Raw genomic sequence first — 25,665 nt, forward strand, 5'->3', positions numbered from 1 at the left:
CCGAGGAACTGATATGGCCGATTTTTCCCCGCGCGAGATCGTCTCGGAGCTCGACCGATTCATCGTCGGACAGAAGGACGCCAAGCGCGCCGTCGCCATTGCGCTGCGCAATCGCTGGCGCAGGCTCCGCCTCGAAGGCTCTATGCGCGAAGAGGTGCTGCCCAAGAACATATTGATGATCGGCCCCACTGGTTGCGGCAAGACCGAGATCGCGCGCCGTCTCGCCAAGCTCGCCAATGCGCCCTTCCTCAAGATAGAGGCGACGAAATTCACCGAGGTCGGCTATGTCGGCCGCGATGTCGAGCAGATCGTCCGCGATCTCGTCGAGGTGGCGATCCTGCTGGTGAAGGAGCGTCGGCGCAAGGATGTCGAGGCCAAGGCCCAGCTGGCGGCGGAGGAGCGCGTGCTCGATGCGCTGGTCGGCCCGGCGGCCTCGCCGGCGACGCGCGATTCCTTCCGCAAGAAGCTGCGCGCCGGCGAGCTGGACGATAAGGAGATCGAGGTCGAGCTGGCGCAATCGGGGCCGCAGGTCCCCATGTTCGAGCTGCCGAACATGCCCGGCGCCAGCGTTTCCGCCTTCTCCATCGGCGATATTTTCGGCAAGGCGTTTCAGGGCCGGCCGAAGCGCCGAAAAATGGCGGTGAAGGAGGCCCATGGCCCGCTGCTCGCCGAGGAGAGCGACAAGCTCATCGACCAGGAGGAGAGCGTCCGCGAGGCGATTTCCGAGGTCGAGAATAATGGCATCGTCTTCCTCGACGAGATGGACAAGATTTGCGCCCGCGAGGGCAGGGGCGGCGCCGATGTCTCGCGCGAGGGCGTGCAGCGCGACCTGCTGCCGCTGATCGAGGGCACCACGGTCGCGACCAAGCACGGGCCGGTGAAGACCGACCATGTTTTGTTCATCGCCTCCGGCGCCTTCCATGTCGCCAAACCCTCCGATCTGCTGCCGGAGCTGCAGGGCCGCCTGCCGATCAGAGTCGAGCTCGCCTCGCTGGACGAGGAGGATTTCCGCCGCATCCTCACCGAGACCGAGGCCTGCCTCACCAAGCAATATGTGGCGCTGCTGGCGACGGAGGGCGTCGCGCTGGAGATCGCGCCTTCGGCGGTGGACGCCATCGCCCGCGTCGCCGTGCAGGTGAATTCCTCGGTGGAGAACATAGGCGCGCGCCGCCTGCAGACGGTAATGGAGCGCGTGCTGGACGAGGTGAGCTTCTCCGCCTCCGATCGCGCCGGCGAGACGGTGACGATCGACGGCGCCTATGTCGAGGAGCATATCGGCGACCTCGCCAAGAACCGCGATTTGAGCCGCTTCATTCTCTGACGAGAAAGGGCGAAAAGCGGGCTTGCGGCGCGCGACGGGCTGCACTATACAGCCCTCGCGCTGCAGCGGCGACGCCGCGGTTCGCCCCGCCCTCACCCCAGAGAGGGCGGCAAAAAAGTGGGGCCATAGCTCAGTTGGGAGAGCGCTTCAATGGCATTGAAGAGGTCGTCGGTTCGATTCCGTCTGGCTCCACCAAAGACATCCCGCTGCAGATACGCTCATGCTTCCGCTCCGAGCCTCGGCGCTCGAAGCGCCTTGAAGCAGGCGTGATTCTCTGATCTCGAAGGCGCCGGAACGAATGGGCGTGCTCGCCCCTCGGCGGCCAATCGCGAAACCCCATGCAGCAGCCTCGAAAGCCTCGTCTCCAGCATCTCGACATGCTGCGCGGTCTCTGCGCGCTCGGCGTGGTGGTCAGCCATTTGCGGGCGCTGCTCGTCGTTCCCTATGCCGAAGCGGCGCGACATGGACTCCTCGACAAATTCCTCTTCACGCTCGGCGGTCTCGGCCATGAGTGCGTGATCGCCTTTTTCGCGCTCAGCGGCTTTCTCGTCGGCGGCTCGACTCTCGCTGCGATGCGGGCGGGGCGCTTCTCCTGGGCGGATTACGGCGCCGCGCGGCTCTCGCGGCTGTGGACCGTGCTGATTCCCGCGCTGGCGCTCACTGCCGTCTGGGATTTCGCCGGCGCGGCGCTCGGACCCGCCGGCGCCTATCAGGGCGCGCTGGCGGCGGTGCTGCCGAGCGGGCCGACGCCCGCCGAGCCGACGAATCACTCGCTCGCGACGCTGCTCGGCAATGTCTTTTTCCTGCAGACGATCGAGACGCCCGTCTTCGGCTCCAACCGGCCGCTGTGGAGCCTCGCCAATGAGGCCTGGTATTATCTCGCCTTCCCGCTGCTCGCCTTCGCCTTTTTCCACCGTGCGCCGCTCGTGCGGGGGCTGTGCGCGAGCGCGGGCCTGCTGATGCTGGCGCTCTTGCCGGCGGAGATCGCGCTGCTCGGCCTGCCATGGCTCGCCGGCGCGCTGGCCGCCGATCATCCGGCGCGCCCGTCGTGGGCGCGCGCCATCGGCGGCGCGCTCGCCACCGTGGCGGCGATCGGCGTCGCCCATGCGTGGCGCAATATTTTCGGCGATATGATTCTTGGCTGCGTCATCGCCTTCTGGCTGCGCGATCTCGCCGCCTTTCGGCCTTTCGGCGGGCTCTATGGCGGAGCGGCGCAGGGGCTGTCGGAAATTTCCTACACGCTCTACGCAGTGCATTTTCCGCTGCTGCTGATGCTGTGGTTCTGGCTGCTGGCGCCCGGCCAGAGCCAGCCGGGCGTCGCCGTCCTGTTGCGAATGGCTGCGCTGATGGCCGTCGCGCTGCTCTATGCGACGGCCGTCTGGTTCCTGTTCGAGCGCCGCACCAATTTGGCGCGCGGCTGGATGCGAGGGCTGGCGCGCTGGCGGCCGCTCTGAAGTCGAGCGCGCGAGCAGGCGATCAATCCTTGGCGCGGAACGCCACTTTCTGACGCCAGGCGGCTCTGATCTGATCCTTCACCGCATGGGGCAGCGGAACATATTGCAGGGCTTTCGCCGTCTTGTCGCCATGAGCGAAAGCCCAATCGAAGAACTTCAGCAGAGCCGCCGTCCGCTCCGCCTTGGCCGGAGCTTTCGGCGCCAGCACGAAGGTCGCCGTTACCAGCGGCCAGCTTTTCTCGCCCGGCATATTGGTGAGATCGACGGCGAAATTATCAGCGGCCGCCCAATCCGTATTGGCCGCCGCCGCGGCGAAGCTCTCTTCATTCGGCGCGACATATTTGCCGGCGCGATTGAGCAGCTTGGCCGGCGCGAGATGATTGGTCGTCACATAGGAATTTTCGGCATAGCCGATCGAGCCCAAGGTGCGCGGAACCTCGCCCGCCGTGCCGGCGCTGCCATGCACGCCGACGCCGCTCGGCCATTCCAGCGTCAGCGCGACGCCCATGCGCGTCTTCCACGCCTCGCTCACTTTGGAGAGATAGCGCGACAGCGCGAAGGTCGATCCAGAAGCGTTGGAATGATGGATGGGGACGATCAGCAGATCGGGAAGCGCGAGACCGTGATTGAGCGCGACGATGCGCGGATCGTTCCAGCGCGTGATCGCGCCGAGATAGATGTCGGCGATGACCGGCCCGTCGAGCTTCAGCGCATTGGCGCCGACGCCAGGGATGTTGACGATCACATCGAGGCCGCCGACGACGGTCGGAAACTGCAGCAGATCGCCTTCCTCTATCCGCTTCGCCTCCATCGGCACGTCGGAGGCGCCGAAATCGACAGTGCCGGCGGCGGCCTGCTTTTGTCCGACGCCGGAGCCCGTCGCCTGATAATTGACTTCCAATCCGAGGCTCGGCTTCGCCTCATGCGCCCAGCGCGTGTAGATCGGCGCGGCGAAAGCGGAGCCTGTTCCCGAGAGCGAGGTCTCGGCGCGCGCGGCGTCGAGACTCGTGATGGCGGCGATCGAGATGATGAAAATGCTGCAGGCGTTACGCATGGTCGTTCGTCCTGTGGCGGATAGAAAATCAGGAAGCTCGCGCGCGTCAGATCACGCGGTTGAGGGCGAGCGCGAAGACGTCGAAATTCCGCAGGCGCGCATTGCTCTCGCGTCTGACGGGTCGATTGAGCAGCAACGGAACCTGCTGTTCCGAGAGGCCGCCATGCGAGCGCAGCGGCGCGGTCAATCCGGTGAGGTCATGGCTCGTCGCGGATGTGCCGAGCGTGAAGAGACGTTCCGCCAGCACGACGAGATCGCCGACGCGCTCATTGGGCAATTCGAAGCGCGCGCAGGCGGCCTGATTGTCGAGCACGCGATCGACGCCTTCGAGCGCGGCGACGCATTGCGCGACTTCGCTCAATATCGACTGAGGCGCCGAGACGGTCGCATAGGAGCCGAGCGCGCCGTGATGCACGACATAAGGATCGGTGATCGGCAGGATCACGCGGCATGTCCCGGCGCTGAAGCGCATGTCCAGCACGTCTTGCAGAAAGACGATATTGGGACGGCCGATCGAATCCGTCTTGGCGTTCATGCCGTGATCGGCGGTGATTCCGATGACGGCGCCCATCGCGTCGAGCTGCGTGAGATATTTGTCGAGCATCGCATAGAAGGCGTTGGCGACGGGCGTGCCGGGCGCATGCTTGTGCTGCACATAGTCCGTCGTCGAGAGATACATGATATCCGGCCGCATCGTCTTCATCAGCCAGACGCCGGCGGCGAGAACGAATTCCGACAATTCTGCGCTATAGACGGCGGGAAGCGGCAGGCTGACCTTGGCGAGAAGATCGTCGACGCCGTTTTGCGCGAGTGTCGCCTCATTGGCCTTTTCAGCGGAGAAGCGAACGCCCTCGAGCCCGCTGCCGAGCAGCGCGCTGAGCTTGTCCTTCGCCGTCACCGTCGCGACCTTGCGGCCGGCCTTGGAAAACTCCGCGAGGATCGTCGGCGCGCGAAGATATTTTGCGTCGTTCATCAGCACTTCGACGCCCTGCTCTGGATCGAAGAAATAATTGCCGCATATGCCGTGAACGCTCGGCGGCGCGCCGGTCACGATGGAGAGATTATTGGGATTGGTGAAGGAGGGCATCACGCAATCGGCGGTGAGCACGGCGCCGCGTTCGCCGAGGCCGGCGAAGAAAGGCGCGACGCCGGCGCGGATCGCCTGATTGATATAGTCTTGCTCGCATCCGTCGATGCAGACGACGACGGTCGGCTCGGAGGGCGCGGCGTAGCGCCTTCCGTTGATGGTGATTTCGGATGTCATATTCGCGCCCCGCAATCTTTCGTCGCTTCATTTGCGACTTCGCTTCGGCGCTGGTTCATCTATCAGGCGGGGACGCCATCTCGAAACGAATAAATCTCACAGACCCTGTGAGCGAAGCCGATATGCTTCACAAAAGCGTCACATCCGCAGGATGTTCATCGCGTGATACTGCGTATGAGAGAGTGAGTGAAACGAGATGGCGCGCAAGCCGCTACCGCTGAAAATGCTGCAGACGCTCGAGGCCGTGGTGCGGCTCGACGGCGTCTCCAACGCCGCCAAGGAGCTCGGCGTCACTCATGGCGCGGTGAGCCGGCAGATCGCCGCGCTGGAGGATTGGCTCGGGCGCGCATTGTTCGAGCGTGATCGCGGACGTCTGCGGCCGGTCGACGAAACGCGCGAATTCGTCGCCGTCATTACCGATAGCTTCGAGCGTATGGATGCGGCCATGGGACGCGTCGCGACGGCGCGCCGGCGTCTCAAGGTTTTCGCCCATGCGACTTTCGCGATGCATTGGCTGGTGCCGCGGCTCGAGCAATTCTATGCGCTGCATCCCGATGTGGATGTGCATGTGCAGACGCGTCAGACAGGAGAAGATCCCGCTCTCGCTTTTTTCGATGTCGCGATCATGCGCGGCTCCGAGCAGATCGGCAATTGGGAGTCCTCTTCCGTGCTGCAAGAGTCGCTCACGCTGCTGACGACCCGTCGCCGAGCGGAGACGCTCGCCGCCCACGGCGTCGCTGCTCTCCTCGGAGAGACATTCGCCGTCAGCGACACGCGGCCGGGCGAGACCGAGCGATGGCTCGAGGCTGCGCGCCTGCCGCCCTTGCAAAAATGGCGCGTGCGTCGTTTCGGCCATTTTCACACGGCGCTGATGGCGATTCTCAACGGGCAGGGCGTCGCTGTCGGGCCGATCGAGCTGACAGTGGGACAAGCGACGGATGGATCGCTCGCCGCGCCTTTCCCGCAGATCGTCGCGCCCGGTCCGCGCCATGTCGCCTTCATCGATCCGCATTCGGAGAGCTATCCGATGGCGAAGCGTTTCGTGCTGTGGCTCGCCGAAGCCGCGAACGCCGCGGAACGAGGGGGCTAATACACGAATTTCGAGGTCCCGCCGCGGCCGCGCGGGACGGGACCGCTCTGCGCGCCCGGCTTGCCTTCGACGCCCGGCGCGCCGGCGGCGAGGGCGCTCGCGTCGAGCGCGAAGCCCTCGTTCTCATCGATGAAGCTGGAGCGTCCTTCCACCGATTTCTGCGTCACCGTGCTCGGCGTCACATTCTGTCCGGTGGCGGGGCCGGAGGTGCGGCCGCGCTGCGTCATCTGCTGCTCGGCGAGGGCCGCGCCGCCGAGGATCAGAACGAGGCTCGTCGAAAAGAGCGCGAGCTTGCGCATGGTGTCTCCTCCTTCGCAAATTCGATCCGCCCCTTACATCGAACCGCCCCGCCGCGCGGCAAGCGGAGGCGGTTTCGATCAGCCGAGGCGAAGGCGCAGCGCCATTAGAGCGGCGGCGCAGGCGTTGGAGACATTGAGGCTCTTGATCGGCCCCGGCATGTCGAGCCGCGCGAGAATATCGCAGCGCTCGCGCGTCAGGCGGCGCAGGCCTTTGCCTTCGGCGCCCAGCACCAGCGCCAGCGGCTTGCGCAAAGGACTCGCCTCCAGCGGCTGCGGACCTTCCGAATCGAGGCCGACGATCAGAAAATCGCGCTCCGCCAATTGCTCGAGCGCGCGGGCGAGATTGACGACGGAGACGATCGTCACATGCTCGAGCGCGCCGGAGGCGGCCTTGGCGAGCACGCCGGTGAAATCCGGGCTGTGCCGCTCGGTCACGATCAGCGCATCGACGGCGAAGGCCGCCGCCGTGCGCAGAATTGCGCCGACATTATGCGGATCGGTCACTTGATCGAGGACCAGGACGAGTCCGCTCTTTGGCTCTATGTCGGCGATATCCGCCTCCGGCAGCGGGCGCGCCTCCAGCATCAGACCTTGATGCACGCTCTCCTCGCCGAGCCGCTGCGACAGCGCGCGCGGGTCCACGATCTTCGGCGTGAGGCCGGCGGCGGCGGCGAGCGGCGCGATGCGCTCGGCGGCGTTCTCCGTCGCATAGAGCGCCAGCAATTTGCGCCGGCCGGCGATGAGCGCCTCGCGCACCGCATGGGCGCCATAGAGCACGACGACATCCGCCGCGGGTCGGCGGAAGGGCGTCTCCTCCTTCGGCGGATGACGCGGCGGCGGCGGGCGGCGGCCGCGATCCTTGCCGGCGGGCGGGCGGCTCATCGCAGCACCGCGGTCTTCACCCACCAGTCCGCGTGCTGGCGGCGGATGACCGCCGCCGCGCGGGCGGCCGCCTGACGGGTCGAGAAGAGAGCGAAGCAGGTCGCACCGGAGCCGGACATTCGCGCGAGCCGGCAGCCTTTGGCGGCCGACAGCACGGCGAGCGCATCGACGATGACCGGCGCCTCGACGCAGGCGGCGTCCTCCATATCGTTGCGGCCGCGGCGCAGCGCCGCCGCTATCCCCTCCGCGCCGAGCGCTGGCGCGATTTCGGGATGCGCCGCCGCGCCGGTCTGCTCGCCCGCGGCGAGGCCGAGGCGGGCGAAGACGCCGCGCGTCTCGACCGGCGCACCGGGATTGAGCAGCACAGCGGGCAGCGGCGGCAGGCCGAGCGGCGCGCCGATCGTCTCGCCGCGGCCGAGCATGAAGCGCGCGTGCGGCGAGAGGCAGACGGGCACGTCGGAGCCGGTGGCGCGGGCGGCCTCGAGCAGGCGCGGATCGTCGGCGGAAAGGCCATTGGCGCGGGCGAGCAGGCGCAGCGCCGCCGCGGCGTCGGAGGAGCCGCCGCCTATGCCGGCCGCGACCGGCAGATATTTGGTGAGATGAAAGGCGCCGAGACGCAGGCCTGGGACGCGCTCGGCGAGACGCTGGGCGGCGCGCAGGACCAGATTATCGGCGTCCGAGCCGGCGGCGGCGGCGGTAGGCCCGTCCACGGTCAGCGACAGCGCCTCGCCCGGCTCGAGACGCAGGCTGTCTCCGGCGCCGGAGAAGGCCACGAGACTCTCCAGCTCGTGATATCCGTCGGCGCGGCGGCCGAGAATGTGAAGCGTCAGATTGATCTTGGCGGGGGCGCGCGTCGCGAGCATGAATTCCCGTGTCTTCGCCTGTGGAACGGTCCGGGCGCGCCGGAAGCGGGCGACAGATGCGCCGCCCGCGCCGGACCTGTCAAGAACGCGCCGACCTCCAGCTAGACCGCCGATGCGGCAGAAATTCGTCCGCGCCGTGGCCCGCGTCTCTCGCGGATGATGCGCGGCTCTTGACGGCCGTTCGCCGATCATGGGACCTTTTCGGCATGGCGAAGCTATGGGCCAATTCTGGGTGGATGGCGCGCGCGCTGGTGCTGAGCGGGATCGTCGCGCTGTTTCTCGCGCAGGCCCTCGCCATCGCGCGCCCCGGCTCGTCGAGCCTCGATGGCTCCTCGTTCGCTGCGGCAGATCGGCCCTGCCGTTCCGTCGGCCTCGATGCAAGCCATGGCCCCGCCGATTCGGACGGCGGTCCTGCGGGCGGACGCCATCATTGTGAGATGTGCCCCACCGCCTGCGGAGGAGCCGCGGCGGACGCCATTGTCGCGCCCATGCGGCTCGGCGCGGTTTTGCCTCATGCGCCGCCGGCCATTGCGGCGTCGCGGCCCCTCGAGGCTCCGGCTGTCTTCCGGTCTGGATGGCGCGGCTCCTGGTCGTCGCGCGCGCCGCCGCTCCTCGCCTGATCGCGCCGATCCACGCGACGGCGCCGCGACTCCTCCCGCCGCCATTCCTCCCGCATGCATCCGGACGCCGCGTATGTCGGACAGCAAATTCTTGTCGTTCCGCGAGCTTTTCCTCAGCAACAAGCGCGGCTTGCTCGCTTTTTTGACGCGCCGGGTCGGACGCGAGGAGGCCTCTGATCTGCTGCAGGAGACCTTCGTGCGCGCGCTCCGCCACGACCGTTTCGAGAGCGTCGCGGATTCGACGGCGTTCCTGAAGCAGATCGCCGTCAATCTCACCAGGGATTTCGCCCGTCGGCGCAAGACCGAGACGCGCTATCTCGATTTCGGCGATCCGCCCGTCGAGGCGCCCTCGGAAGCGGCGACGCCCGAAGAGTCGCTCGATCGCCGCCACAAGACGCGCATCGTGCTGGAGACGATCGAGGCGCTGCCGCCCCGCTGCCGGGAGGTCTGCCTGCTGGTGATGCACGAGGGCGTCTCCCTGAACGAGGCGGCGCGGCGGCTCGGCATTTCCGAGACGATGGCGCGCCGGCATTTGCGGCTCGCTCTGCTGCGATGCCGGGCGGCGCTCGATTGATTTTTTTTCCGCCCCCCGTTTCGTTTTCCGTTCCGGCGCGTCCTATGAGACAGCGGCCGGCGGAGGAGCCGCGCCGATCGATGGCCGTGACCAATGACCGACTATAGCGATGGTTTCGATCACGACAGCCCGCGCGTCGCCGCCGTCAATTGGTGGATACGGATGCGGGCCGGCGCGCTATCGGCCGCCGAGAAGGCCGAGTTCGACGCATGGCGGGCGGCCGATCCGGCCAATGCCGCGGCTTTCGACGATATGGCGGAAATGTGCGGCTTCGTGGAGAGCCTCGCGCCCAGCCGGCAGGCGGAGCCTCCTCGCGCAGCCACCCGCCGCCCTTCGCTGGCCGGCGTGGCGACGATTGCCGCCGCGCTCTGCCTCGCTATAGCGGTCGGCTTCGGCGATCTCGCGACCTGGCTTCGCTCCGACATTTACGCGGGCGTCGGCGACCGCAAGAGCGTGACATTGGAGGACGGGTCGCGCGTCGAGCTGAACGCAAGTTCGGCCATTGCGCTGCATTTCGAGCCCGGCCGCCGGCGGCTCACCCTCCTCGAGGGCGAGGCCTGGTTCCAGGTCGCGCCGGACACCGCGCGGCCCTTCGTCGTGGAGGCGGCCGGCGGGTCGGTGACGGCGCTCGGCACGGCTTTCGACATCGCCATCGACAAGGGCGAGGCGCGCGTCACTGTCACCGAGCACAGTGTCGCGGTCGCGAGCGGCGGCGCTTCCGTGGTGGTCGGGGAGGGCGCGCAGAGCGCCTTTTCCGCCGAGCGCGCTGCGCGCGCGCCCGAAGCGGTCGACGTCAAGCGGGCCACGGCCTGGCGTCGCGGCCGGCTGATCTTCGAGAACAAGCCGCTCGGCGAAGTGCTCGCGGCGCTCGGCAGACACCGGCGCGGCTATGTCTATTGCATCGGCGAAGCGAGCTGCGCCCGGCGCGTGACCGGCGTTTTCGACGCCGAGAATCCGGCCCAGGCGCTGCGCGAGATCGAGGCCTTTCTCGGCCTGCGCGCCATTCAGGTCACCGACTATCTGATCCTGCTCCACGGCTGAGGCGTTTCGCCTCGCGCGAAAAAAATTTTCTCCGCGACGTTTCGTTTTCCGCATCGACCGCGTCCAGCAAGACAGGGGCCTTTCAGCGCCCCGAGGCGGACGATCGTTACGGAGATGCGGAGACATGGCGAGGAAGTCGGCGCGCGGCGAGCGGCGAGGAAAAGCGAATATGGGTTCGGCGGTCGCGGCGGCGGCGTTCGGCGCCTTGATGACGGGAGCGGGAGTCTCGGATTCTCCTGCGCAGGCCGCTATTGCGCCGCAGGAGCGTTCGGGAGCGATTTTGGCCTACCGCATTCCCGCGGGCTCGGTGGCTTCGGCGCTGAATGTCATCGCCGATGAGAACGATCTCCATGTGCTCTATGACGCGCGCCTCACCCATGGGCGCGTGACGCCGGGGCTCTCCGGCAAATATTCCGTGCGCGAGGCGCTCGGCGCGCTGCTGGCGGGCACCGGCCTCACTTATGAATTCTCGCGCGACGGGCAGGCGGTGTCGATCGTGCTGGCGCAGAATGACGCCGCGACGCAGAACGACGCGAGCGGCGCGACGCCGCTGCCGACGATCGACATTGGCGCGCAGCCTGGGCGCAAAGACGCCGCGCCGACTGGCGGCCGCGCGGCGCCGGGGCCGGGCGATCGCTATACCGGCTATAACGCCGCGAGCGCGCCGACGACGTTGAAGGTCGACACGCCGCTGTTGAAGACGCCCGTCGCCGTCGAGGTGGTGACGCGCCAGACGATGGACGATCAGCAGGCGATTTCGGTCGGCGACGCCGTGCTGACCAATGTTTCTGGCGTGACGCCGCTTCCCAATCTTCTCGACGTCTACAAGGTCCGCGGCTTCTCCGTCTCGCAGAGCACCTATAAGAACGGCCTGATCGAGCTGCGGTCGCGATATCTCGACACGGCCAATCTGCAATCCATCGACGTTCTGAAAGGTCCGGCCGCCATGCTGTTCGGCCGCAGCGAGCCGGGCGGCCTCATCAATCTCGTCGTGAAGCGGCCTCTGGAGACGCCCTATTACTCGATACAGCAACAGGCGCAATCCTATGGCGGCGCGCGCACGACGATCGATGCGACCGGCCCGTTGACGGCGGACAAATCTCTACTCTATCGCGTCAACGCCGAATATTACCGCACCGATTCCTATCGCGACTTTGTCACCGACCGCAATTTTTTCGTCGCGCCGACGATCTCCTATCGGCCGATCGAGCAGTTCCGCATCAATGTCGACTTCGAATATCAGAACAAGACCTGGGTCGATGATTACGAGCTGCTGCCGGCGGTCTACGACCATCCCGCGAATATTCCGATCAGCCGCTATCTGTCGGCCCCCTATCTCACCACCAATCTGAAAAATCACTTCGACAAGAAGCGCATCGCGTATGATTGGACCTATGACATATCGAAGGATTGGAGCCTCACCAATCGGCTGAGCTATACGAGTGTGGGCACGAGGAACGGCAATGTGGCCGGCGCCGCCTTCAATCAGAACACCGGCGTGCTGAACCGCACTTACGTCTATTTCCCTGGCAATACGGATAACACATTCGCCACCAATCTCGATCTCAAAGGCAAGTTCGAGACGGGGCCGCTCTCGCATTCGATTCTCGTCGGCTTCGACTATTTCAGCAATTATTGGGGCATGAAGAGCCAGATCATCACGCCGATCAGCGCCATCAACATCTACGCCCCCAACTATTACACGCTCGACGTTCCGCGCGGCGGCGGCTATGCGCATTCCGGCGAGCAATGGACCGGCGTCTATGGGCAGGACATGATCTCCTTCCTCGACGACAGCGTCCATGTGCTGCTCGGCGGACGCTATGATTGGAACGCCGTGGGTTCGTCTGGCGGCTATAATTCCAATTGGTGGACGGCCTATGGCAATTACAAGACCGCCTATTCCTCCGCCTTCAGCCCGCGCGTCGGCGTCGTCTATCAGCCGCTGTCCTGGATGTCGGTCTACGGCAATTTCGCGCAATCCTTCGGCTCCAACAACACGACCAATTACAGCCAGCCGCAGCCGCCGCAACGCGGCGAGATATGGGAGGCGGGCGCCAAGGCGGAGCTCCTGGACAAGCGCCTGACGCTGACCATGGCGTATTTCGACATCACCAAGACCAATATTCCGACCGCCGATCCGCTCAATACGACCATCACCTATCTGATCGGCAAAGCGCGCAGCCAGGGCTTCGAATTCGATCTCACCGGCCGCATCGACGACAATTGGAGCGTCATCGCCAACTATACACATGACGATGTGCGCACGGTCGAGGGCTCCTCGGCCAATGCGCTCGCCGTCTACAACAGCAACCTCGCCGTGGCCGGCAAGGTGCTGGCCTCGAGCCCACGCAACTATGGCAATCTCTGGGTGAAATACGACGCCGACGACGCTTTCAAAGGACTGAGCCTCGGCGCCGGCCTCACGGTGACGGGGAGCGCGCTCGGCGACAACGCCAATTCCTATGTGCTGCCGGGCTATGCGCTGCTCAATGGCATGATCGCCTATACGACGAAGATCGAGGGCTACAATGTCACTGCGCAGCTCAATGTTAAGAACATCACCGACACGGTCTATTACCCTGCGTCTCAGGACCGCACCTATATCATGACCGGCGCTCCGCGCACCTTCCTCGGCTCGCTGCGGTTGGAGTTCTGAGTCTCACTCCAATGTCGCGCCGAGCCCGTGACGTTGGAGCGATCCCTTTATCGCCGCACGGCTCTCTGCGCTCCGGGCGGCCCGCGCCGTTGACTTGCCGCGAAGGCGTGTTCTAGAGTCACTCCGGTTCAATCTGAACCGGAGTGACTCTAGATCTCCTTGTTCGGGCGTGCTTTCTTCACACGAGCCGGTTCCCGCTTCGCTCGAAGGCACTCTTAAGCGACAGATCGCGGTCGTCCCTTCGCGGATCGCTCGCTCGTCGCCGGATCATTCGATATGGCCAGGTCGCGCGGCAAAAGAACTCTCTGGGAGCGTGCGACGATCGCGCGGCTCGCTGTTCTCGCGTCGATCCTGCAAGCCGTTCTGCTGCTGGCCGCCGTTGCCGGGAACGGCGCTTGCCGCTCTCATGACGCGCCGGCGAGCTTCGAAATCGCGAGCGCCGATTGCGGCGCGTCGGCGGCGGGCCAGCAGAGCCCGACGTCGCCGACCATGCCGCATGATCGGCAATGTTGCATCATCGGCTCCGCGGTCTCGCTTTCTGACGCCGTCGAAGCGTTCGTTTCGCTTTCGGCCGGGGCCGGCGAAACGGCCGTGATCGGCTTTTCCTGCGACCCCGGAACTCTCGGTCCCGAGCCGGCGCGGCCCTGGTCGTCGCGCGCGCCTCCATCTCTTTGACCGATCGCTGATTTTCACTCTATTCGTCCAGGCGGGCGCATTGCGTCGATGACCTGTTCCTCGCCAATTCCTCGCCGGCCTCGGGCGCGCCCGGGCGCTTCGGCAATCGTCGGCCATCGTCCATGTCAGATGAGAAATCGAACCTCGTCGCTCGATTATTCGCGCGCAGCCAGCGCCAGCTCCTCGCCTATCTGTCGCGAAAAGTGGGACGCGATGACGCCTCCGACCTGCTTCAGGAGACCTTCGTGCGCGTGCTGCGGCACGGCCGCATCGACGCGCTGGCCGATCCGCCCTCGCTCCTGCAACGTATCGCGACCAATCTTGCCCGCGACCATGCCCGCCGACGGCGGACGGAGGCGAAATATCTGGCGGTCGGCGTCGACGGAGGAGAGGCCGTCGCGGCGGGCGAAAGGCCCGACTCCCGCCTCGAGGCCGAGGAGAGGTGGCGTCTGCTGCAAGAGGCGGTCGAAGGTCTGCCGCCACGCTGCCGCGACGTTTTTCTCCTTTATGTGCAGGAGGGGCTCGATCTCGGCGAGATCGCCGCTCGGCTCGGAATATCGCGCAATATGGCGCAAAAGCACATGCGCCTCGCCATGGCGCGCTGCTGGGCGGCGCTGGATTAGAGTGTTTTCGAGCGAAGCCGGAACCGGAACGGCTCTCGATTTTGCGCGGAGGGCGCCTCCCGTTTCGCGTTCTCGCGCGTGGTATGAAGCGCAGGCTCCCGCTCATCGGCGTCGGCCGCGCGCACAGCTCTGTGACGGATGACGCAATGTCCGAGAAGAAGCCCGCCGCCGCTCCACCCGACGTCCGCGACGCTGCGATAGGCTGGTGGCTGCGGCGGAACGAAGCGACATTCTCCAAGCGAGACGGGGCCGCTTTCGAGGCCTGGCTGGCCGAGGACGCCGCTCATCGCGCCGCTTTCGACAAGCTCGCAGCGCTCGGCGACTTCATGGCGCCGCGCTGGCCGGGCGTCGGACCTCTGCGCAAAGCGCGCCGCCGGCGGCGAAGAGCAGGGGCCGCGGCCACAGCGACGCTGCTTGCGCTCTTCGCCTATGACGAGATCGCGTTGCGCCTTCGGGCGGACTACGCGACCGGCCCCGGCGAGACGCGCCAGGCGACGCTGGAGGATGGTTCGCGCGTCGAGCTCGACGCCCGCAGCGCGCTGGCCGTGCGGTACAGCGCCGGACAAAGGCGCGTCGTCCTTCTCGACGGCGAGGCTTGGTTCGACGTCGCGCCCGATCCGGCGCGGCCTTTCGTCGTCGAGGCGGCCGGCGGAACGACGACCGCGCTCGGCACGGCCTTCGATGTGGCGCTCGAAGGCGGAAAGGCGCGCGTGACGGTGACGAGCCATCGGGTTCGCGTTTCGACCGGCCGGGGCGAGGTCGTCGTCGAGGAGGGGCAGCAGAGCGCCTATGACGAAGGCGGGGCGGCCGCGGCGCCGGAACCGGCCGATATCGCTCGCGCCACCGCCTGGCGGCGCGGCAAGCTGATGTTCGAGAACCGTCCTATCGGCGAGGTCGTGCGCGCGCTCGGCCGCTATCATCGCGGCTTGGTCTATTTCGTCGACCCGGCGTTGAAGGCGCGGCGCGTGACCGGCGTGTTCAACGCCGATGATCCGATCGCCGCGCTGGACGAGATCGAGACGTCGCTCGGCCTCCATGCCGTGCATGTCACGCGATATCTGACGATCGTCTACGAATGAGCGCCGCGGCGCGCGAGTTTTTTTGCGCGCCGACCTCCTCTTTGGCCTCTTACCGCGTGGAGCGCTGACGGAGGGGGCGAAACACGACCCCTCATGACAAAGAGGCGGCGCAATGGCGGGGCAGAATTTTCGTAAAAAGTTCGGAGCAGGCGAGGCCGATATGAGCTCGACGCTGGCGATCGCGGCAATGGGCGCTCTGGCGCTGGGCTCGAGCGTCTCCGACTCGCCGGCGCAGGCCGCCATTTCTCCGCAGGAGCGCGCTGGCCTGGCGCAGAGCTATCGGATCGCGTCGGGTCCGCTGCCGGGCGCCTTGAACGCTTTCGCCGATCTCAATGGATTGCAGATTCTTTATGATTCCGAAGTCACCAGCCGGTTGAGGACGGTGGGGCTCGACGGCGATTTCGCGGTGGACGAAGGGCTCGATCGGCTGCTGTCGGGAACGGGATTGTCGTGGCGCTTCGCGGCCAAGGGCAAGACGGTGTCGATCATTCTGGCGCAGAACGATCGCGGAACGGCGACCGACGCCTCCAGCGCGGCGGCTTTGCCGCCGATCGATGTGGGGGCTGAGGCCAAGGAGCGGACGCGCGGGGCGCCGCAGGGGCCGGGCGACCGCTTCACCGGATATCGGCCGAGTCCGACTGCGGCGACGACGCTGAAGACCGATACGCCGATCATGCAGACGCCGATCTCCGTCCAGGTGGTGACGCGCCAGACGATGGACGATCAGCAGGCGATCAGCATGAGGGACGCCATCGTCTCGAATGTCAGCGGCGTGACGCTCTCACCGAATTTCTTCGACATTCTCAAGATTCGCGGCTTCTCCTCCTTCGGGAGCACATTCAAGAACGGCTTGCAGGACTATCGCGCCCGCAATTACGACACGACGAATCTGCAATCGATCGATGTGCTGAAAGGGCCGGCCGCTATGCTCTTCGGCCGCATGGAGCCCGGCGGAGTCATCGACATGGTCCTCAAGCGGCCGCTGGAGACGCCCTATTATTCGGTGGAGGAGCAGCTCGGCTCCTATGGGCTGACGCGAACCACGATCGACGCCACCGGCCCCATAACGAGCGACAAATCCATTCTCTATCGCGTCAACGGCGAATATTACCGCACAGATTCCTATCGCGATTACGTCACCGATAGAGCCGTTTTCATCGCGCCGACGGTCTCCTTTCATCCGATCGAGCAATTCCGGATGAATGTCGATTTCGAATATCAGAACAAGACCTGGGTGGATGATTATCCGATCTACCCCGCCGTGGCGGGCGGCCCGGCCAATCTTCCGCGCAGCCGCTACCTCTCGCCGGCCTTCCTCACGGTGAACATGCCGAACAATATCAGCAAGAGGCGCATCGCCTATGATTGGACCTATGATCTCTCGCCCGACTGGAGCGTGACCAATCGTCTGAGCTATGCGCTGACGAACAATCGGACCGACAATGGCTTTCCGCTCGGATTCAATCAGGCGACCGGCGTTCTCACGCGGTCTATGACGCTCAATCTCGGCTATGTGGACAAGGTCTTCTCGACCAATCTCGACGTGAAGGGAAAATTCGCCACCGGCCCGCTCCAGCATTCAATTCTGGTCGGCTTCGATCATTTCGACTTTTTCTCGCCGATGAGCGTCGGAGCGTCGTTGAGCGCCAGCGCGATCAATGTGTATGCTCCGAATTCTTGGCAGTTCGAGAATATTCTGGGCGCGTCGCAGTATACGATACAGGGCCAGAAATGGACCGGCGTCTATGCTCAGGACATGATCTCCTTCCTCGGCGACTCCGTGCATGTTCTGCTCGGCGGCCGTTACGATTGGGCGGAGACGGCGATCAGCCGATACCGGACTTCCCCCTATCTTGCCGCGTCTACCTATTGGGCGAGCTACGACAAGGGATTCAGCCCGCGCCTCGGCGTCGTCTATCAGCCGTTTTCATGGTTGTCGCTCTACGGCAATTTCACTCAGGCGCTGGGCGCAAATCAGGTCACCACGCAAGGCGTGACGCTGTCGCCGCAGAGAGGCGAGCAATATGAGGGCGGCCTCAAGGCCGAATTCTTCGACAAGGGTCTTTTGTTGACGATGGCCTATTTCGACATCACTAAGACCAATGTGCCGGTGACCGATCCGAGCAATGCGAACAACACGCTGCTGATCGGCAAGGCGCGCAGCCAGGGTTTCGAGATCGATCTGACCGGCCGCATCGACGACAATTGGAGCGTCATCGCCAATTATACGCATGACGATGTGCGGACGCTCGTCGGCACGGCCACCGATCCCGTCAGCGCCTATACGCGGCAGGTCGCGGTCAGCGGCGGCATTCTGCCGGGCAGCCCGCGCAACTACGGCAATCTGTGGGTCAAATACGACGCGGATGGCGATCTGCGCGGGCTGAGCGTCGCCGGCGGCGTCTCCGCGAGCTCGGATCAGCTGGGCGACACGGCGAACTCCTTCGTTCTGCCGAGCTATTCCATCTTCAACGGCATGATCGCCTATCGGACGAAGATCGAAGGTTTTAACGTCACCGCGCAGCTCAATGTGAAGAATATCGGCGATAGAACCTATTACCCTTCGGCGGCCAGCCGATACCTCATCCAAACCGGGACGCCCCGCACTTTTATGGGGTCGCTGCGGGTGGAATTCTGATCGGCGTGCGTCGCGGGACGGGAGATCTTGCGCTTGCCGCAAAAAATCTTTCGTCCCGACGTTCCTTTTTCGCCTCCTCGCGCGTCCTATAAGACAGGCGAGGCCCTCGGGAATTTTTGCGGCGGGCGGAACGCCCGGCCGAAAAGCGGAGGAAGTCGAGATGCGGATTTTACGAAACCTCGGATTTGCGGCAATGGCGGCCGGCTATTTTTGCGGCGTTTCCGGGCCTGTTCTCGCCGCCTCCAGCGAGACGAAGCCGGTGTCCATTTCCTTCGTGCTGATGGACGACGGCAAGGAGGTCGGCTGCGGCGCGCCGCTCGCCAATCTGGGGACGGGCCATCTGTCCGCCAAGCTCCATGAAGCGCGTCTCTACGTGTATGGCTTCAAGCTGGTCGACGCCAAGGGCAAGCGCACGCCGGTGGCGCTGGAGCAGAGCGAATGGCAATATGGCGATGTCGCTCTGCTCGATTTCAAAGATGCGCGCGGCGGCAATAGTCCATGCACGCCGGGCAATCCGGCCAAGAACACGACAATCGTCGGCAAAGCGCCGGCGGGCGCCTATGTGGGCCTCGAATTCTCGGTCGGCGCCCCGGTGGAGACGATCGTCGACGGCAAGCCCGTTTCGATCAATCATTCCAATGTCGAGACCGCGCCGGCGCCGCTCGATGTGGTCGGCATGGCGTGGAACTGGCAGGCCGGCCGCCGCTTCGTGACTTTCGAGTTCGATCCGGAGACGCCGGTCGTCAAGGCCGACGGCTCCAAGACGCGGACGTGGATGGTGCATATCGGCTCCACCGCCTGCAAGGGCAATCCGGCGACCGGCGAGATCGTCGCTTGCGCGCATGAGAACCGCTTCTCTGTGGCGCTCGACCGCTTCGATCCCAAGACGCAGCGCGTCGAGTTCGATTTGACCCGTCTGCTCGCAAATTCCGATATCGCCGCCGACAAGGGCGGGGCGATCGGCTGCATGAGCGCGCTCGACGACCCCGAATGTATTGCCGTTTTCGCCGCGCTCGGCCTCAATCTCGGCGACAGCGCCGCGGGCGCCGGCGACGCCGGCAAGCAGACCAGGCCCGGCCTCTCGCCGATTTTCAAGGTCGGCGCGACGACGCCGGCGAAAGTCGTGGGCGCAAAGCAATGAGCCGGGCCGCGCTCTTCGGATTGACGCTCACCGTCGCGGCGACTTGCGTCGCGACGGCAGAGCCGACGGAATGGAAATGGGAGCTTCCCAAATATGTTCCGCCGCCGCGCGTGCCTGCCGACAATCCCATGTCGGAGGAGAAGTTTCAGCTCGGACGGCGCTTGTTCTTCGACAAGCGCGTCTCCGGCAATGCGACCGTCTCCTGCTCCTCCTGTCATTTGCAGGAGCGCGCCTTCACCGACGGGCGCGTCGTCAGCGTCGGCTCCACGGGCGAGAAGACGCCGCGCAATGCGCCGTCGATCGTCAATTCCGGCTGGCATGCGACGCTCACCTGGGCCAATCCGGCGCTGGTGACGCTCGAGCGGCAGATGGAAAATCCGCTCTATGGCGAGCGGCCGATAGAGATGGGCGTCAATGACGCCAATAAGGCGGAGATCGTCGCGCGCTTCCGCAATGACGCGGATTATAAGAAATGGTTCGCCGCCGCTTTTCCGGAGAAAAAGCCGGCCGAGCAGATCTCCTTCGAGACGATCATTAAGGCGATCTCGGCTTTCCAGCGCGGCGTTGTTTCCTTCGACAGCCGTTACGATCAATATCTGCAAGGCAAGATCAAGCTGACCGAGGCGGAGCAGCGCGGGCACGATCTCTATTTCGGCGAGAAGGCGGAATGTCATCACTGCCATGGCAGCGTCAATCTCGACGATCAATTCGTGCACGCCAAGACGCGCGAGGCGGAGACGCCGTTCCACAATACGGGGCTCTACGACATCGACGGAAAGGGCGCCTATCCAGAGCCCAATCACGGCCTCTACGACATCACGCAAGACCCGGACGATATGGGCAAGTTCCGCGCGCCGGGACTGCGCAACATAGCGGTGACAGGGCCTTATATGCATGACGGAACGGTCGCGACGCTCGAGGAGGTCATCGATATCTATGCGCGCAGCGGGCGGAAGATCGCGAGCGGCCCCAACGCCGGCGACGGCGCGGCCAATCCGTTGAAGAGCCCGCTGATCGTGAAGGTCGATCTGACGCCGCAGGAGAAGGCCGATCTGCTCGCTTTTCTGAAGGCGTTGACCGACGAGACTCTGCTCACCTCGCCGCGCTTCGCCGATCCCTGGAAGACGCAGGCCGCGGGGAAATAGCTGCGCAGAGGGGCAATATTACGTATCCGGCTGTATGTATTGTGAGCGTATTGCTTCTATACGGATAGAAATTACATGTATCTACGTTATGTATTTTGTTTGCCTGAAGTTATTTCTATTATATATTCCTCGTTCATTGGCGTGTAAGGCGGTAGAGCAGGGCGCAATCTCCGACGACGAGGAGGCTCGTCTCGGAGAACGATGAGGGATTGCTCGTCGAGCGCTGCGTCCGACTGCCGGAAGCGCGTCGCATTCACCGAAACGTCCATAGCGACATTCACGCAAGCAGATTTCGACATGACAAATATTGCTCGAGATATGGATTCTAACGACGTCGACCCGGCGCGCGCCGCCGACGCTCGCGGGCTGATCGATGCGCTTCGACCCTGCTTGCCTCTTATGGCGCATCCGAGGGGACGGTCGCTGGCTCTGTCGATCGCGGCCGCGCGGCGTCGCGGCTCGGACCGGCGATGCACTGTGACCAATGTTTTCGACGCCGGCGACGCCTTCGGCCTCATGTGCCAAGTCGAGGTCGGCGGCGGCGCAGCTCCCGCGATCTTCGTGGCGCCCATCGCCGAGCTCGCATTCGGTCGGCATCCGATCGCGCGCGCGGTCGCCGATTATCGACGCCGCCGCGCGCGAGCGCATGTCGCCGCATCCTCGTGAGCGTCGTCCGCGGACGTCGCAACGGCGCATTTCGCGTCCTGCAGCTCGCTGCGCGTCATGACGCTCCCCGATCCGGCAGCGCGAGGCCGAATGTCGCGCCGCCGCCCGGGGTCTCGACGACGAAGACTCTGCCGCCTTGCTTTTCCGAAAGTTCCTTGACGATGGAGAGGCCGAGGCCGGCTCCGCGCGTCGTCTCGGTCCGGCGCCAGAAGGGCTCGAAGACCAGTTCCCGCTCGCTCGCCGCGACCCCTTCGCCATGGTCGGCGACCTCCAGGCTGGCGCCGGCGCGCACGCGAAGCTCGATCGTCCCGCCGACGGGTTCGGCGCGCAGGGCGTTATTGATGAGATTGGACAGCATGCATTCGAGCGCTTGCCGATTGGCGCGGACGACGACCGGCGTCGCCGGGGGATCGAAGGCGATCGCCCGGCCATTGTCGACGATCAATGGCAGATAGTCGGCGATCATATGGCGGGCGAGCGCGCCGAGATCTATGTCCTCGGCGACGAGGCTTCCACGCTCCGCTCCGCGGGCGAGAACCAGCAATTGCTCGACGATGGACTGCATGCGCCGAATGTCGCGGGCGAGATCGCCGAGAAAGCCCGGCTCGTTGGGCGCGTCGAGACGCGCGCGCAGAATCGCGATCGGCGTGAGCAGCTCATGCGCGGCATTGGCCGTGAAGCGCCGCTGCTGCTTGGCGCCGTCCTCGAGCCGCGCCAGGGCGGCGTTGAGCGCGCCGAGAAACGGCGCGATCTCCTTGGGCGCCTTGGAGCCGTCTATGCGCTGGTCGACCGTTTTGAAATCGATGCTCGCGAGCTGCTCCTTCGCTTTGTAGAGCGGCGTCAGCCCGAAGCGCGTCACCAGCCAGGAGATGAGAATAGCCGACACGACGAAGGGCAGGAAAGGAATGATCTGCGTGCGATCCGCCAGCATGCGCATCACGGCGCCGAGATCGTCCCAATGCAGCGTGTAGCCATAGATCGCCACCCGATAGGGCGGCTTGGCCTCCCGCAAGACGCCGCGCGCGTCGGGATCGGGATCATTCGGAAGTCGGAAATAATTTCGGATGGCGATGATCCCGCCGCCGCTCGGCAAAACGCGCGCGAGCGCCTCCGATGAGCCGGCGAGCGCGGCGCCGTTGCGGCTGTCGATGATCGCGAAACGGAAATTGGGATTGCGGGCCTGATAGGCGCGCAGCGCCGGCGTCTCCTCTATATGGGCGGAGCCGTCGGCGTCTTTCACCAGCGCGGCGTCGACCACCTCGATGGCCCGAAACTCCGCCCAATAATTGACGGAGTCGGTCACTGCGAGCCCCATGTAAGTGGCGAGGATCGCCGTGACCGGCCAAATGAGAAAATAGGTGAGCAGCTCGATCGCAGTGATGCCGAGCACGAAGCGCGTGAGCAGGGATGGGCTTCTCATTTCTCCTTGCGCTCCGTCAGCAGATAACCGACGTCGCGCGCCGTGTGAATCTCGACGCCGGCGTCGAGATCGAGCAGCCGGCGTCGCAGGCGCGAAACCAGCATGCTGAGCGCAGTGGCTTGCACATCGTCCGCGAAACCGTAGATTTCCGCGAGCAGCCGGTCGCGCAGCACGGCGCGTCCGGCGTTGAGCAGCAGAATGTCCAGCAGAGCGCGCTCACGCTTGTGAAACAGAACCAGCGCGCCATCGACGCTGACGTCGCGCGTATCTGGATGAAAGACGATTCTGCCGACCGCGATCGGCGTCGCCGCCTCGCCGCCCGGCCGCCGCAGGCAGGCGCGCACGCGCGCGATCAGCTCATTGGCGTCGAAGGGCTTGGTCACATAATCATCGGCGCCGGCGTCGAGCCCTTCGATCCGATCCTCGACAGCGTTGCGCGCGGTCAGCATCACGATGCGGATCGAGGGCTGCGCGCGACGAATCTCGGGCAATATCGAGATCGCGTCGCCGTCCGGAAGACGACGGTCGAGCAGCACCAGCGAATATTTGTGCTGCCGCAGCGCCTCCATCGTCTCGTCGAGCGAGCCGACGCGATCGGCGACGAAGCCCGAACGCGCGAGCTTCCCCGCGACGAGCTTCGCCATCTCCGGCTCGTCCTCCACCATCAGAACCCGCATCTTTCGGCGCCGCCTCGCGTCTATCGGGAGCGCGGATTATCGTGGCCAATTGTGGCGGTGGCAAGCGGACGCGAGCGTGACTGTTGCGCCGGCGCCACAGTCCACGAAAAGCCATGGAGCCGGCGCTCACGTTACATTCGGGTTAAGTGGGGTCCTTAGAGCGCTGCTCAGAGGGTTGGAGGCTGGCGGGCCTCGCTCCCCTGTCGGACGTTACGACATCCACGCCGTCGAGAGAGCGGCGATCAAGGAGGCCACACATGAATCGTCGTTTTTCCCTGCGATCGGTAAGCGCGCTCGCCCTCGTCGTGGCCGGCCTGCCCGGCGCCGCCGCGCAAGAGGCGCTGCCGCCCATCTCCATCGCTGCGGATGAGCGCCGCGCGGCCGCCGCAAAGACCGCCACGGATGTCGAGCAGACCACCGCCGGGCCAGTGCGCGGCTATCAGGCGCTGACCGCGCGCATCGCGCGCATGGCCACGCCGCTGAAGGAGCTGCCGCTTTCCGTCGTCGTCGTCCCGCGCAAGCTGATCGACGATCAAAACGCCATCTCGCAGTCCGAACTCTTCCAAAACATCTCCGGCCTCACGCCGCTCGATCCGCGCTTTCCCGGCGGGCTCGGCGTCAAGCTGCGCGGAATGGACGCGGAGCGCTATATCGACGGATTGCCGAATTACGGCTCGCTCGGCGAGCGCGATCTGCTCGTCAATGTCGAGCGGGTCGAGGTTTTGAAGGGTCCCGCCAATATATTGTTCCAAGGTGGGTCGAGCCCGATCGGAGGCGTCGTCAACATTGTGTCGAAGCTCCCCACGCCGGATCGGTTCGCGGAAGTGGGCGTGCGCGCCGGCGGCTATCGCTTCGGCAGTCCTTATCTCGACATCAATCAGCCGCTCAATGAATCGAAAACGCTGCTGTTCCGCTTCGCCGGCCAGTTCGAGACATCGCAGTCGATTGTCGACAGGATCCGCCGCCAGAGCTACACGCTCGATCCGACGCTGACCATTACCAATAACGCGGGAACCTCGCTCACGCTGCAAGGCCATATCGCGCGGCGCGAGCAGCAGGATTATCCCGGCCTGCCGGCGGTCGGGTCTGTCGATCGCTCATTCTATTCCATTCGCCGCACGGCCTTCCTCGCCAATGCCGGTCTTCCCGTTACCTCCACGGAATCGCAGTCGGTGACGGCGCGCTTCGATCACGCCTTCGACGACACATTTTCCACTTTCACCACGGCGCGCTACTCGGTCACGAAAATTCACGAGCCGTCGCAACTCCTCTTCGGCAATGAGCCGACCACGTACGACTTCGGTCCCTACGGCGTCTATGGCGGGCCGTCGCAATTCTATGTCGCGAACGACATTCTCGATCAGAAGCTGACCGAATTCTCGATCAGCTCCAATTTCGTCGCGAAATTCGACTATGGCCCGACGCGCAATCGTCTGCTCGTCGGCGGCGATTTCAATCGCGTCGTCGATCACGGAGTCATGGCGGGCAATAATGCGACAGACGCCGATCCCTTCTTCGGCTTCCCGCAGCTGATCGACTTTCGCGCGCCATATTTCCCGGCCTTTCGGTTGCCGGTCGAAGGGGCGGCGGACACGGTGGTGTTCACGAAGATCGCCAATAGCTATCAGAACGCCGGAGCGAGCGTCCAATTGCAGTCGACGATCTTCGATCGCTTGCATTTCCTCGGCGCTCTGCGCGTCGCCACGGTCGATATCCACTTCACCGAAAATGCGGTCACGCCGCCGACTCATTATGACGCGAGCGCGACGCGCGTGCTGCCGCGCGTCGGCGCGACCTATGATGTGACCGACTGGCTCTCCGTCTATGGGAGCTATTCTGAAGGCTTGCGCGGGGTCAGCTATTTCTCGGGCGCCAATAATGCGCCGCCCAAGCCCGAAGGGTCGCGACAGCTCGAAGGCGGCGTGAAGCTCGACGGTCCGTTCGGCCTTTCGGGCACGCTCGCTTATTTCGATCTCACGCGCACCAATGTGCCGACCGCCGTGTCCGGCTCCCTCACTCAGAGGCAGACCGGCGAGCAGAACTCGCATGGATTCGAGGCCGACCTCGTCTGGCAGCCGACGCCAAATCTCTCTTTCCTCGGCAGCTACGCCCATATCGACGCCAAGGTCACGAGCGATGAGAACACGCAATATATGAACGCGCGCCTCGTCGGGACGCCCAGCGACTCCGGCCGTTTCTGGGGCCATTACGCCTTCGACGGCGCGCTGCAGGGCTGGTCCTTCGGCGCCGGCTTCTACGCCGCCTCATCCTCGCGCGTCGAACTCGGCCGCACCTGGACGACGCCGGGCTACATCACATTCGACGCCGATGTCGCCTACAAGCACGAGAATTTCACCTTCTCGATCGCCGCCAAAAATCTCGGCGATCGACGCTATTACGTCCAATATCCCTATCTCTCCGGGCGCGTCGCGCCGGGGGAGGGGCGCACATTCTTCGCCACCGTTTCCGTGAAAATGTAG

22 protein-coding genes and 1 tRNA gene are annotated in these 25,665 nt (G+C 64.9%); 16 read left to right on the forward strand and 7 right to left on the reverse strand.

All coding sequences use genetic code 11. From position 1 onward, the window contains the following. Positions 1–13: 13 nt before the first annotated feature. From hslU to A1351_RS12960, 3 genes are all read left to right on the forward strand, one after another. Positions 14–1,321: an ATP-dependent protease ATPase subunit HslU gene (gene hslU / locus A1351_RS12950; protein ID WP_024879463.1), complete on the forward strand. Its 1,308-nt coding sequence runs from the start codon at positions 14–16 to the stop codon at positions 1,319–1,321. A gap of 119 nt (positions 1,322–1,440) precedes the next feature. Continuing rightward, positions 1,441–1,516 (forward strand) — tRNA-Ala (locus A1351_RS12955). A 143-nt stretch (positions 1,517–1,659) separates the two neighbouring features. Next, a complete protein-coding gene (locus tag A1351_RS12960; RefSeq protein WP_024879464.1) occupies positions 1,660–2,775 on the forward strand; it encodes an acyltransferase in 1,116 nt (371 codons plus the stop codon). Between the two features lie 22 nt (positions 2,776–2,797). On the opposite strand, the gene pstS is transcribed toward A1351_RS12960, so the two are convergent. Together pstS and phnA are read right to left on the reverse strand one after the other, a co-directional pair. Further along, positions 2,798–3,829, reverse strand: a complete 1,032-nt coding sequence (gene pstS, locus A1351_RS12965) for a phosphate ABC transporter substrate-binding protein PstS (protein WP_024879465.1) — start codon at positions 3,827–3,829, stop codon at positions 2,798–2,800. Between the two features lie 46 nt (positions 3,830–3,875). Continuing rightward, complete coding sequence (gene phnA / locus A1351_RS12970; protein WP_064033168.1) at positions 3,876–5,093, reverse strand: phosphonoacetate hydrolase; 1,218 nt, start codon at positions 5,091–5,093, stop codon at positions 3,876–3,878. 196 nt (positions 5,094–5,289) lie between these two features. Between phnA and A1351_RS12975 the strand changes: the two genes are divergently transcribed. Beyond that, on the forward strand, positions 5,290–6,183 hold the full coding sequence (locus tag A1351_RS12975) for a LysR substrate-binding domain-containing protein (RefSeq protein ID WP_064033169.1): 894 nt from the start codon (positions 5,290–5,292) through the stop codon (positions 6,181–6,183). Here A1351_RS12975 and A1351_RS12980 read toward each other — a convergent pair. The 3 genes from A1351_RS12980 to A1351_RS12990 all read right to left on the reverse strand — a co-directional run bounded on the left by A1351_RS12980 (position 6,180) and on the right by A1351_RS12990 (position 8,227). Then, a complete protein-coding gene (locus A1351_RS12980) occupies positions 6,180–6,482 on the reverse strand; it encodes a hypothetical protein (RefSeq protein ID WP_064033170.1) in 303 nt (100 codons plus the stop codon). The genes A1351_RS12975 and A1351_RS12980 overlap by 4 nt on opposite strands. 78 nt (positions 6,483–6,560) lie before the next feature. Continuing rightward, positions 6,561–7,364 carry a 23S rRNA (guanosine(2251)-2'-O)-methyltransferase RlmB gene (rlmB, locus tag A1351_RS12985; RefSeq protein WP_064033171.1) on the reverse strand — a complete coding sequence of 268 codons (804 nt, stop codon included), beginning with the start codon at positions 7,362–7,364 and terminating at the stop codon, positions 6,561–6,563. After that, complete coding sequence (locus A1351_RS12990) at positions 7,361–8,227, reverse strand: 4-(cytidine 5'-diphospho)-2-C-methyl-D-erythritol kinase (protein WP_064033172.1); 867 nt, start codon at positions 8,225–8,227, stop codon at positions 7,361–7,363. The genes rlmB and A1351_RS12990 overlap by 4 nt, the downstream gene beginning before the upstream one ends. Before the next feature lie 206 nt (positions 8,228–8,433). Here A1351_RS12990 and A1351_RS12995 point away from each other — a divergent pair, with 206 nt between their 5' ends. The 11 genes from A1351_RS12995 to A1351_RS24775 all read left to right on the forward strand — a co-directional run bounded on the left by A1351_RS12995 (position 8,434) and on the right by A1351_RS24775 (position 21,088). Next, on the forward strand, positions 8,434–8,847 hold the full coding sequence (locus A1351_RS12995) for a hypothetical protein (RefSeq protein ID WP_157096298.1): 414 nt from the start codon (positions 8,434–8,436) through the stop codon (positions 8,845–8,847). A gap of 73 nt (positions 8,848–8,920) precedes the next feature. Then, positions 8,921–9,421 (forward strand): RNA polymerase sigma factor, encoded by a 501-nt coding sequence (locus tag A1351_RS13000; protein ID WP_064033174.1) that lies wholly within the window; start codon positions 8,921–8,923, stop codon positions 9,419–9,421. A 93-nt stretch (positions 9,422–9,514) separates the two neighbouring features. Continuing rightward, complete coding sequence (locus tag A1351_RS13005) at positions 9,515–10,462, forward strand: FecR domain-containing protein (RefSeq protein ID WP_064033175.1); 948 nt, start codon at positions 9,515–9,517, stop codon at positions 10,460–10,462. 169 nt (positions 10,463–10,631) lie between these two features. After that, positions 10,632–13,121: a TonB-dependent receptor gene (locus A1351_RS13010; RefSeq protein WP_064033199.1), complete on the forward strand. Its 2,490-nt coding sequence runs from the start codon at positions 10,632–10,634 to the stop codon at positions 13,119–13,121. 276 nt (positions 13,122–13,397) lie between these two features. Beyond that, positions 13,398–13,796, forward strand: a complete 399-nt coding sequence (locus A1351_RS13015; RefSeq protein WP_064033176.1) for a hypothetical protein — start codon at positions 13,398–13,400, stop codon at positions 13,794–13,796. Positions 13,797–13,918: 122 nt separating this feature from the next. Then, positions 13,919–14,419 carry an RNA polymerase sigma factor gene (locus A1351_RS13020; protein ID WP_064033177.1) on the forward strand — a complete coding sequence of 167 codons (501 nt, stop codon included), beginning with the start codon at positions 13,919–13,921 and terminating at the stop codon, positions 14,417–14,419. A gap of 83 nt (positions 14,420–14,502) precedes the next feature. Continuing rightward, positions 14,503–15,498, forward strand: coding sequence for a FecR domain-containing protein (locus A1351_RS13025; RefSeq protein WP_371441488.1), 996 nt, complete (start codon positions 14,503–14,505; stop codon positions 15,496–15,498). A 112-nt stretch (positions 15,499–15,610) separates the two neighbouring features. Next, complete coding sequence (locus A1351_RS13030) at positions 15,611–18,136, forward strand: TonB-dependent receptor (RefSeq protein WP_245291651.1); 2,526 nt, start codon at positions 15,611–15,613, stop codon at positions 18,134–18,136. Positions 18,137–18,296: 160 nt separating this feature from the next. Next, positions 18,297–19,277, forward strand: a complete 981-nt coding sequence (locus tag A1351_RS13035; RefSeq protein ID WP_064033178.1) for an MbnP family copper-binding protein — start codon at positions 18,297–18,299, stop codon at positions 19,275–19,277. Next, a complete protein-coding gene (locus tag A1351_RS13040) occupies positions 19,274–20,422 on the forward strand; it encodes a methanobactin export MATE transporter MbnM (protein ID WP_064033179.1) in 1,149 nt (382 codons plus the stop codon). Before A1351_RS13035 ends, A1351_RS13040 begins: the two co-directional genes overlap by 4 nt. Before the next feature lie 477 nt (positions 20,423–20,899). After that, entirely contained in the window at positions 20,900–21,088 is a 189-nt protein-coding gene (locus A1351_RS24775; RefSeq protein WP_134188137.1) for a hypothetical protein, read from the forward strand. Between the two features lie 55 nt (positions 21,089–21,143). Here A1351_RS24775 and A1351_RS13050 read toward each other — a convergent pair whose 3' ends face one another. Further along, complete coding sequence (locus A1351_RS13050) at positions 21,144–22,508, reverse strand: cell wall metabolism sensor histidine kinase WalK (RefSeq protein WP_064033180.1); 1,365 nt, start codon at positions 22,506–22,508, stop codon at positions 21,144–21,146. Continuing rightward, the gene (locus tag A1351_RS13055; protein WP_024879483.1) at positions 22,505–23,185 is read right to left on the reverse strand and encodes a response regulator transcription factor; all 681 of its coding nucleotides are present in this window, start codon (positions 23,183–23,185) and stop codon (positions 22,505–22,507) included. Before A1351_RS13055 ends, A1351_RS13050 begins: the two co-directional genes overlap by 4 nt. Before the next feature lie 257 nt (positions 23,186–23,442). Here A1351_RS13055 and A1351_RS13060 point away from each other — a divergent pair, with 257 nt between their 5' ends. Beyond that, positions 23,443–25,665 carry a TonB-dependent siderophore receptor gene (locus A1351_RS13060; RefSeq protein ID WP_064033181.1) on the forward strand — a complete coding sequence of 741 codons (2,223 nt, stop codon included), beginning with the start codon at positions 23,443–23,445 and terminating at the stop codon, positions 25,663–25,665.

Origin of the sequence: Methylosinus sp. R-45379 (assembly GCF_001644125.1) — a bacterium.
Lineage (GTDB): Bacteria > Pseudomonadota > Alphaproteobacteria > Rhizobiales > Beijerinckiaceae > Methylosinus.

What these genes read in the sequence shown, in the direction of transcription:
- hslU (WP_024879463.1), top strand. Translation starts at nt 14, where the DNA reads ATGGCCGATTTTTCCCCGCGCGAGATCGTCTCGGAGCTCGACCGATTC.
- A1351_RS12960 (WP_024879464.1), top strand. Translation starts at nt 1,660, where the DNA reads ATGCAGCAGCCTCGAAAGCCTCGTCTCCAGCATCTCGACATGCTGCGC.
- pstS (WP_024879465.1), bottom strand. Translation starts at nt 3,829, where the DNA reads ATGCGTAACGCCTGCAGCATTTTCATCATCTCGATCGCCGCCATCACG.
- phnA (WP_064033168.1), bottom strand. Translation starts at nt 5,093, where the DNA reads ATGACATCCGAAATCACCATCAACGGAAGGCGCTACGCCGCGCCCTCC.
- A1351_RS12975 (WP_064033169.1), top strand. Translation starts at nt 5,290, where the DNA reads ATGGCGCGCAAGCCGCTACCGCTGAAAATGCTGCAGACGCTCGAGGCC.
- A1351_RS12980 (WP_064033170.1), bottom strand. Translation starts at nt 6,482, where the DNA reads ATGCGCAAGCTCGCGCTCTTTTCGACGAGCCTCGTTCTGATCCTCGGC.
- rlmB (WP_064033171.1), bottom strand. Translation starts at nt 7,364, where the DNA reads ATGAGCCGCCCGCCCGCCGGCAAGGATCGCGGCCGCCGCCCGCCGCCG.
- A1351_RS12990 (WP_064033172.1), bottom strand. Translation starts at nt 8,227, where the DNA reads ATGCTCGCGACGCGCGCCCCCGCCAAGATCAATCTGACGCTTCACATT.
- A1351_RS12995 (WP_157096298.1), top strand. Translation starts at nt 8,434, where the DNA reads ATGGCGAAGCTATGGGCCAATTCTGGGTGGATGGCGCGCGCGCTGGTG.
- A1351_RS13000 (WP_064033174.1), top strand. Translation starts at nt 8,921, where the DNA reads ATGTCGGACAGCAAATTCTTGTCGTTCCGCGAGCTTTTCCTCAGCAAC.
- A1351_RS13005 (WP_064033175.1), top strand. Translation starts at nt 9,515, where the DNA reads ATGACCGACTATAGCGATGGTTTCGATCACGACAGCCCGCGCGTCGCC.
- A1351_RS13010 (WP_064033199.1), top strand. Translation starts at nt 10,632, where the DNA reads ATGGGTTCGGCGGTCGCGGCGGCGGCGTTCGGCGCCTTGATGACGGGA.
- A1351_RS13015 (WP_064033176.1), top strand. Translation starts at nt 13,398, where the DNA reads ATGGCCAGGTCGCGCGGCAAAAGAACTCTCTGGGAGCGTGCGACGATC.
- A1351_RS13020 (WP_064033177.1), top strand. Translation starts at nt 13,919, where the DNA reads ATGTCAGATGAGAAATCGAACCTCGTCGCTCGATTATTCGCGCGCAGC.
- A1351_RS13025 (WP_371441488.1), top strand. Translation starts at nt 14,503, where the DNA reads ATGAAGCGCAGGCTCCCGCTCATCGGCGTCGGCCGCGCGCACAGCTCT.
- A1351_RS13030 (WP_245291651.1), top strand. Translation starts at nt 15,611, where the DNA reads ATGGCGGGGCAGAATTTTCGTAAAAAGTTCGGAGCAGGCGAGGCCGAT.
- A1351_RS13035 (WP_064033178.1), top strand. Translation starts at nt 18,297, where the DNA reads ATGCGGATTTTACGAAACCTCGGATTTGCGGCAATGGCGGCCGGCTAT.
- A1351_RS13040 (WP_064033179.1), top strand. Translation starts at nt 19,274, where the DNA reads ATGAGCCGGGCCGCGCTCTTCGGATTGACGCTCACCGTCGCGGCGACT.
- A1351_RS13050 (WP_064033180.1), bottom strand. Translation starts at nt 22,508, where the DNA reads ATGAGAAGCCCATCCCTGCTCACGCGCTTCGTGCTCGGCATCACTGCG.
- A1351_RS13055 (WP_024879483.1), bottom strand. Translation starts at nt 23,185, where the DNA reads ATGCGGGTTCTGATGGTGGAGGACGAGCCGGAGATGGCGAAGCTCGTC.
- A1351_RS13060 (WP_064033181.1), top strand. Translation starts at nt 23,443, where the DNA reads ATGAATCGTCGTTTTTCCCTGCGATCGGTAAGCGCGCTCGCCCTCGTC.